The sequence below is a fragment of the Bacillota bacterium genome, from assembly GCA_040754675.1.
Classification (GTDB): Bacteria; Bacillota; Limnochordia; order Limnochordales; family Geochordaceae; genus Geochorda.
In genome coordinates, this window is record JBFMCJ010000187.1 from 1 (window position 1) to 7652 (window position 7652).

The 7652-nt window shown below is 70.8% G+C and carries 7 protein-coding genes; 5 read left to right on the top strand and 2 right to left on the bottom strand.

Translation table 11 applies throughout. The features are described from left to right. A partial coding sequence (locus tag AB1609_11790) for a methyltransferase domain-containing protein (GenBank protein ID MEW6047147.1) occupies positions 1-556 on the top strand: 556 nt, incomplete at its 5' end. Here AB1609_11790 and AB1609_11795 read toward each other — a convergent pair. Then, on the bottom strand, positions 443-1171 hold the full coding sequence (locus AB1609_11795; protein MEW6047148.1) for a PRC-barrel domain-containing protein: 729 nt from the start codon (positions 1169-1171) through the stop codon (positions 443-445). The genes AB1609_11790 and AB1609_11795 overlap by 114 nt on opposite strands. A gap of 106 nt (positions 1172-1277) precedes the next feature. Between AB1609_11795 and rlmD the strand changes: the two genes are divergently transcribed. The 3 genes from rlmD (at position 1278) to AB1609_11810 (ending at position 5185) form a co-directional block, all read left to right on the top strand. Beyond that, a complete protein-coding gene (gene rlmD / locus AB1609_11800) occupies positions 1278-2744 on the top strand; it encodes a 23S rRNA (uracil(1939)-C(5))-methyltransferase RlmD (protein ID MEW6047149.1) in 1467 nt (488 codons plus the stop codon). Continuing rightward, positions 2741-3745 (top strand): M23 family metallopeptidase, encoded by a 1005-nt coding sequence (locus AB1609_11805; GenBank protein ID MEW6047150.1) that lies wholly within the window; start codon positions 2741-2743, stop codon positions 3743-3745. The genes rlmD and AB1609_11805 overlap by 4 nt, the downstream gene beginning before the upstream one ends. 84 nt (positions 3746-3829) lie before the next feature. Next, the gene (locus tag AB1609_11810; protein MEW6047151.1) at positions 3830-5185 is read left to right on the top strand and encodes a hypothetical protein; all 1356 of its coding nucleotides are present in this window, start codon (positions 3830-3832) and stop codon (positions 5183-5185) included. Between the two features lie 73 nt (positions 5186-5258). Here AB1609_11810 and typA read toward each other — a convergent pair whose 3' ends face one another. Continuing rightward, positions 5259-7088 (bottom strand): translational GTPase TypA, encoded by a 1830-nt coding sequence (gene typA, locus AB1609_11815; protein ID MEW6047152.1) that lies wholly within the window; start codon positions 7086-7088, stop codon positions 5259-5261. A 144-nt stretch (positions 7089-7232) separates the two neighbouring features. Between typA and AB1609_11820 the strand changes: the two genes are divergently transcribed. Continuing rightward, positions 7233-7652 (top strand): aminopeptidase P family N-terminal domain-containing protein (locus AB1609_11820; protein ID MEW6047153.1); only part of this gene is annotated, 420 nt, incomplete at its 3' end.

Consider the following 7652-nt stretch of genomic DNA (forward strand, 5'->3'; position numbering starts at 1 on the left):
GGGCTGCTACGAAGGGACGCTGGCGGCGCGGCTTGCCGAGGCGACCGGACGGCCAGTGGTGGGGGTGGACCTCACGGACGCCGGGTTTGCCCGAGCGTTTGAGCAGGCGCACCGGCTGGGGGTGGAGGACCTGGTCGGCTGCGTCCGGCAAGACGCCCACCACCTTTCCGTCCTGGGGTCGGGCCGCTTCGACGTGGCCACTTTCACCTACAGCCTGCACTGCATGGCAGACCCGGAACGGGTCGTGGCCGAGGTTGTGCGGGTCCTGGCGCCCGGCGGCCTGCTTCTGGTCGTCGATTGGGTGGTGGGGCCCGGGGAGCCCAGGCACGGCTGCTACCGGCTGAGCGCCATGGAGGTGGAGGACATGATGCGCCGCACGGGGCTGACGGTCCTGAACACCGTCGCTCGGAGCGGCGTGGCGCTCGTTGCCGCCGAAAAGCCCCTACTGGACGCCGTCCCTCGGCGGGCGGCGCTCGGCGGCCAGGCGGCGCAGGGCCTGCCAGGTCTGCCGGGCGGCGTACTGGAGCCGGCCTCCCACGTGAGAGCCCGACGCTGACCCGGGGTCGGGCGCCTGCCGGCTGTGGGAACCATCGCCGGCGGTTGCCGGACCAGGCGGGTGGCCGGCCTGACCTTGGGCGCCGGCCGGCGCGGCCGTGCCGTTCGGCCGGGCAGAACGCGGCGGCTGGGCGCGGGTGCCGGCCCGCACCACCATGGCGTCCTCGCCCATCACGAGAACCGCGTCGGCTTCCAGCGTGGGGTGCCCCCGGAGCCGCTGTGCCAGGCCGTTCGGCGACAGGATGATCTGCGTGACCTCGCCCGACTGGGCGTCAATGATGAGTTCCTCCACCGTTCCCAGGAACTCGCCGTCCTCGGTCAGCACCCGGGTGCCGTACAGCCGCAGGGGCCGGCGAAGCAGGGGCTGGAGTTCCGGGAGGGCAGCGGGCCGTGCCAGCAGGTGGCTGCCGCGAACAGTAATGGCAGCCTGCCCTACGCCCCGGGCGTGGCCCCACTCCAGGACGTGATCCTCGGCCGGCCAGCGCCCTGAGGCGACCACGAAGGCCGAGACCCGCCTGGCCCTCGGGTCCAGGACGATCCGGCTCACCCTGCCCACGGAGCGGCCGTTCTCGATATCGATGACGGGAAGTCCCAGCAGGCGCCGGCTTCGCACCATCGAAGCTTCCCTCCATTGTCCACGTCCGCTGGGATGGATACGCTTTAGCTCGGCTCCTTAGTACCGGGGCGGGAAAGTTCGAGGAGACGCGGAGGGATGCGGTAAGTTGACGCAGCCGGGCGCCGCCGCCCCGGCCGGCGCGCCCCGGGAGGGGCAGCGCACCCAACTGGACGTGGAGGGCCTCGATCCCAACGGCGACGGCGTGGCGCGCACCGCCGACAACTTCGTGGTGTTCGTAGAAGGCGGCCTGCCGGGGGACCGGGTCGAGGCCGAGATCACGCACCGTGCCCGCCGTTTCGCCAGGGCGCGCCTTTCAAGGCTGGTGCGGCCCTCGCCGCACCGGGTCGCCGTGCCGTGCGCGGTAGCCGAGGAGTGCGGCGGCTGCCCGCTGATGGGGCTCGCCTACCCGGCCCAACTCGATGCCAGGCGGAAGCTCGTGGTGGATGCCCTGGAGCGCATCGGCGGTGTACGCGAGGCCGCGGGCCTGGTCCGGCCGGTCCGGGGCATGGCGCGCCCGTGGGAGTATCGAAACAAGGCGCAGTACCCGGTGGCGAGGGATGCATCGGGGCGCCTTGCCATCGGCTTTTACCGCCGCCGCAGCCACGAGGTGGTGCCGGCCCTCGACTGCCGGGTGCAGCACCCCACGAACGTACGCCTGGCCGCCGCAGCCCGGGACGCCCTGGAGGAGCTTGGCCTTGCGCCCTACGACGAGTCCACGGGCCGCGGCCTGGTGCGCCATGTCACGGCAAGGGTCAGCCGCGCCACCGGCGAGGGGCTCCTGGTGGTCGTGACCGCGGGCGAGCCGCTGCCGGCGCCAGGCGTACTTGATGAACTGGCGCGCCGGGTGAAGGCTCGGGTGCCCGAGCTGGTGGGCGTTGTGCAGAACATCAACCCCCGGCGCACCAACGTCATCCTGGGACGTGAGAACCGCCTGGTGTGGGGCCGGGACTGGATCGAGGAACGCGTCGGCCACTTGCGCCTGAGGCTTTACGCGACGGCCTTCTTCCAGGTCAACACCGAACAGGCCGGGGTGCTGTACGGCGAGGTGCGGGAGCGGATCCGGGCTTACCAGGAGGAGCGGGGCCGGACGCTCCCGTCCGGCCGGCTGCTCGACCTATACTGCGGCGTGGGAGGCATCGGGCTTTCGGCCGCCGACCTGGTTGGAGAGGTGGTAGGGGTCGAAGAGGTGAAGGACGCGGTGGCCGACGCGCAGGCCAACGCCTCGCTCAATGGTATCCCCAACGCCCGTTTCGTGGCGGGTCTGGTCGAGGAGGTACTGCCGCAGGAGGCGGCCGCAGCGGCGGCGTCCGGTGAACCCCTGATGGTGGTGGTCGATCCGCCGCGCAAAGGGCTCGATGTGCGGGTCGTCGAAACGCTGGCGAAGACGCCCCCGGACCTTTTCGTGTACGTTTCCTGCAGCCCGGCGACGATGGCGCGGGATCTCCGCCAGTTCATGGAGAAGGCGGCGGCGCAGGGCGCGCGTTACCGGTGGGGGCCGGTACAGCCGGTGGACATGTTTCCCCACACGGCGCACGTCGAGGCAGTGACACACCTGATCCGGGTGAAAGGGTGAGGAAGACGGGGAGTCCGCCGGGTGGAGGGCGCTCGGCGCGCACGGCGAGGAAGGCTGGGGTTCTCCTGAATGCCGCAGCGTGCGCCGCCCTGGTGGGAGCGCTCACCGGGCTCGCCGCGGCCGGGGCCGTGAAAGCGTCTGCCCCCGCCGCAGCACACCCGGGTGCCCCCGCCCAGGCCGGCGCCGTGCGGGTGGGGCCGGCCGAGGTGGAGCCCGGGGAGTTTCTCCGGGTGCTGGCGCAGGGATCGCCCCGGGAGTTATCGGGAGAGTTCGGCGGGACGGCCTTCCGGTTCTACGAGGGCCCGGGCGGGCAGGCCGTGGCGCTGTTGTCGGCCTCCTACGACCTGGAGCCGGGGCGGTACTGGGTGGTGGTTCGAACGCCTTCCGGGGAGGTCGGCCGCCAGGCGGTCGTGGTGCGGCCGCGGGCGTTCCCCGTCCAGCGCCTGAGGGTTTCGGCGTCCAAGGAGGCTCTCGTCAGGTCCGAGGACCCGCAACTCGTGGCACGGCGGCGGCGGGAGGCGGAGGAGGTGCGCGAGGCCCGCTCCGACCCGAGTCAGCGGCCGCTCTGGGATGGCCCGTTCATCTGGCCCCTCCAGGGCCCCATCCGCATCACGAGCGAATACGGTCTGATCCGGGAGGTGAACGGCCGCGTCACGGGCCGCCACTCCGGGCTTGACCTCGCGGCGCCGGAAGGAACGCCGGTTCGGGCTGCCAACGGCGGGCGGGTCGTGCTGGCACGCGACCACCTGGTCACTGGCAACACCGTCATCCTTGACCACGGGTGGGGGCTGTTCACGTCGTACCTGCACCTGTCGGCCATTCTGGTCCGGGAGGGCCAGGTGGTGCGAAAGGGCGAGGTCATCGGAAGGGTAGGGGCCACCGGCCTGAGTACCGGGCCTCACCTGCACTGGGCCGCGTGGCTTCCCGACGGCTTCATCGACCCCAGGGTGCTCACGAAGGGGCCGCTGTGGCCTCCAGACTTCGCCTCGGCTGGGATTTAGAGGTCAGGCCCGCCCTGACGTCGAAAAACCCGGCGTCATGTCGGAGGCCCCGCCAAGGGGCTCTCGGAAGGGCAGGGACGCCCGATGTCGCAGGAAGCAGGGCAGCCCGCTGCCGGGCGGACCCCGGGTGTGGCCCAGGTGAGCAGCCTGGCCGTGCCGCCGTCGTCCGGGAAAGGGATCACCGGGCCGTTCGTGGCCACGGCGTTGATTCTGGTGGCACTGGCGGTGGCCGGCGGGATTGTGGTCGGCGGGCGCGTCGGGCGTAACATCACCGAGTCGTTCTCCGTCCTGTACGACGCCTGGCAGCAGCAAGACCAGAGCCTCCAACAGGTCGAGATCCAGCTCCAGACCCTGCAGCAGCAGCTCACGGAATGGGGCGCACTGGAAGGGGATAGCTCGGCCAACGGCGTCGTGGTCATCAGCCGCGAGCAGGCGCGAGAAGTGGCCCACCAAGCCGGCGCGGTGGCCTCCACGGTCGGCTCGCTGCGGCGTGTGATCAGCCAGCGGCAGGCCATTATCGGCCGGACATCCGAGAGCCTCCAGCGGGACGCGAGGGCGAGCCTCTGGGCGGTGGCCGCCGGCGTGCTGGTGGCAGCGCTCATCGGGGGAATCTGGCTCGTTCGGGCAACGACCAGGCCGCTTTCGGCGCTCAGGCGGGGCCTGCAGGTAGCCGACCAGGGGCAGCAGGCGCTGGCAACGGCCCTCGGGCCCTGGTTCGGAAGGCTGGGGGACGCTCTCGACCAGCGGCTGCTCGAGACCGAAGAACAAAGCGCCGCCCTCAACCGGCTGGCCGCGAGGATGGATGTGCTGGCCGGCGCCGCTCGGCGGCTTGACGCCGAGGCGTTGAGCTTGAGCAGCGCCGCGGAGCAGTTCGACACCCTGGCGGAGCGCATCCGGGAGTTCGGCGGCGAGTCCAAGGTGCTGGCGCTGAGCGCGGCCATCGAGGGCGCGCGCATGGAGGCGCAGGGCCGCAGCGTCACGGTGGTCGCCGAGGAGCTTCGCCGGGTCGCCTCCGAGGCGAAGGAGACGGTGCGGCAGCTTGCCGAGTTGAAGACCCGGCTGGACGCGGCAGCGCAGGCCGCCCGGCGGGCGGCGTCGCAGACAGTCGAGGAAGCCGCTGCAGCCGGCGAGCAGGCGCAGGCCATCCGGGCCCAGGCGAGCGGGCTAGCGGAACGCCTGCGGGAGCTTCAGGCCAGAGCCAGGGCGGCGGCGCAGGCCGCTCTCTCGTGGTCCTCCAGAGGCTCGCCGGGGCGCAGCTCCCTGGAACTCCGGGTCGCCGTGGAGCGGGCGCTGTCCGGCACCGGCTCCGAGCGCCATGGCTCGGAGGTGAGCCGCCAGGAGAAGGCCGCGCTGGTGTCGGCCACGGAGGGCGGCGCTCAGGCGGCGGCGGCCGGCAGCAACCCGCCGGCGCCCTCGGAGGCGGCAAAGGCCTCCCAGTGACCCCGCTGCGCCGGGGGGACGGACTCCCTCTCGCTGACTGACGGGAGCATACAGGTCGGTCAGTGACCGGCGGTCAGTCTCGGCGAAGTGGGCCCCCGGCAGAGGCGCCGAGGTTGAGGGCCGCAGGAGCCCTTGGCGCCTTGCGGATGCGAATGGTGAGCGGCGTGACCTCAACGAGTTCGTCGTCGTTGATCCACTCGAGCGCCTTCTCCAGATCCATGACCCGGGGCGGGTCGAGCTTCGCTGCCACTTCGGCGGTGCTTGCGCGCATGTTGGTCAGGCGCTTCTCCTTGCAGATGTTGACCGTGATGTCCTGGGGACGGGAGTGCTCACCCACCACCTGGCCGGCGTAGACCCGCACCCCGGGCCCGAAGAAGAGGGCCCCGCGCTCCTGCAGGTTCTCAATGGCGTAGGAGGTCGTCGTACCGGTCTCAGTGGCTATCATGGCCCCACCGGGGCGTGAGCGCAGCTCGCCGACGAACGGCCCGTAGTGGTCGAAGACGTGGTACAGGATGCCGTACCCCCGCGTCTCGGTCAGCAACTCCGAGCGGAAGCCGATGAGCCCCCGGGACGGCAGGTACGCCCGGATCTTGACCATGCCGCCGCTCTGCGGCGCTACTTCGAGGACGCTCGCCCGGCGGCTTCCCAGAAGTTCCATGACCGGCCCCACCGATTCGGCGGGTACGTACAGGACCGCTTCCTCGTAAGGCTCCTCCAGTTGCCCGTCTCGCTCCCGCAGGATCGGGCGCGGGCGGGAGACCTGGAGTTCGTAACCTTCTCGCCGCATCTTCTCGATGAGGACGGCCAGGTGGAGTTCGCCCCGCCCCTTCACCTCGAGCGTGTCGGGCGAATCGGTGGGCACCACGTCCAGCGCGACGTCGGTCTGCATCTCCCGCCACAGCCGTTCCTTAAGCTGCCGGCCGGTGACGAAGCGCCCCTCCTCGCCCGAGAACGGGCTGTCGTTGACCATGAAGTACATGCTGATGGTGGGCGCCTCGACCCGGATGGGCGGGAGCGGCGCGGGGCGTTCGGGGTCGGTCACCGTCTCGCCGATTTCGATGCCCTCGAGGCCCGTGATACCCACGATGTCGCCGGCCGCAGCCTCGGGCGTCTCCTCGCGCTTGAGCCCGAGGAAGGTCAAAAGCGTTGCCACCCTGCCCTGGCGGATCCTTCCCTGGTGGTCGGTCACGGCGACGGCCTGGCCTGGGCGCACCACCCCGTTGAAGATGCGCCCGATCGCGATGCGCCCCAGGTAGTCGTTGTAGTCCAGGGTGGTCACCAGCACCTGCAGGGGCGCGTTGGGATCGCCCGATGGAGGCGGCACCTTCTCCAGGATCGCGTCGAACAGGGGCCGCATGGTCCCCTCCCGGGCCGACGGCTCGGCGCTGGCCCATCCCTGCCGGGCGGACGCGTACAGCACGGGGAAGTCAATCTGATCCTCGTCCGCGCCGAGTTCGATGAACAGGTCAAGCACCTCGTCCACGACCTTTTCGGGTCGGGCGTTGGGCAGGTCCATCTTGTTGATGACCACGATCGGCCGCAGGCCTACCTCGAACGCCTTGCGCAGCACGAATCGCGTCTGCGGCATCGGCCCCTCGAAGGCATCCACCACCAGAAGACAGCCGTCGGCCATGCGCAGCACCCGTTCCACCTCGCCGCCGAAGTCGGCATGGCCGGGGGTGTCGATGATGTTGATCTTCACCGCCCCGTAGGTGACCGCGGTGTTCTTGGCGAGGATGGTGATGCCCCGTTCGCGTTCGATCTGGTTGGAGTCCAGCAGCCTCTCCTCCAGCGCCTGGTTCGCCCGGAAAAGCCCGCTCTGGCGCAGCAGCGCGTCCACCAAGGTCGTCTTGCCGTGGTCGACGTGCGCGATGATGGCGACGTTGCGGATGTTGCCCCTCACCTGCGTGCACACCTCGGTTCACGAAAAGCCCGAAGGCCCTGTCCGGGATCAGCAATCTATCACGAAAAAAGGCCCGATACCAGGTAGGAGTTAGGGGCGCGGCGAAGGTGCAAGGGTGCGGGCGAAGGGGGGCGTCATCGCGAGATGGGAGCCACAAGCGAGGGCCGCCGCCAGGAGGTGGAAGTGAAGCGCCAGCGCCTCAACCGCCTGATGACGGCGCTGGAGCTGGACGGGATTTTGATCGGCCGGCGTGACAACTTCGCCTGGGCCACCGGCGGCGCCGACAACCACGTGAAACTCGCCACCGAAACCGGGGCGGGGATGCTGCTCGTCCTGCCCGACCGCTGGACGCTGATTGCCACCAACATCGAAACGCCAAGGCTTTCCCGCGAGGAACTCGAGAGCCTGCCCGTGCCGCTCGACGTGGAGGCGGCGCCCTGGCACCTGGGCGTGGAGTCGGCGGTGGAACGCCTGGTGCGGGGCCGGCGGGTCGGCTCGGACACGGGCATCGCAGGCACCATGAACGTCCACCCCGCGCTGGCGGGACTGCGACTGCCGCTGACT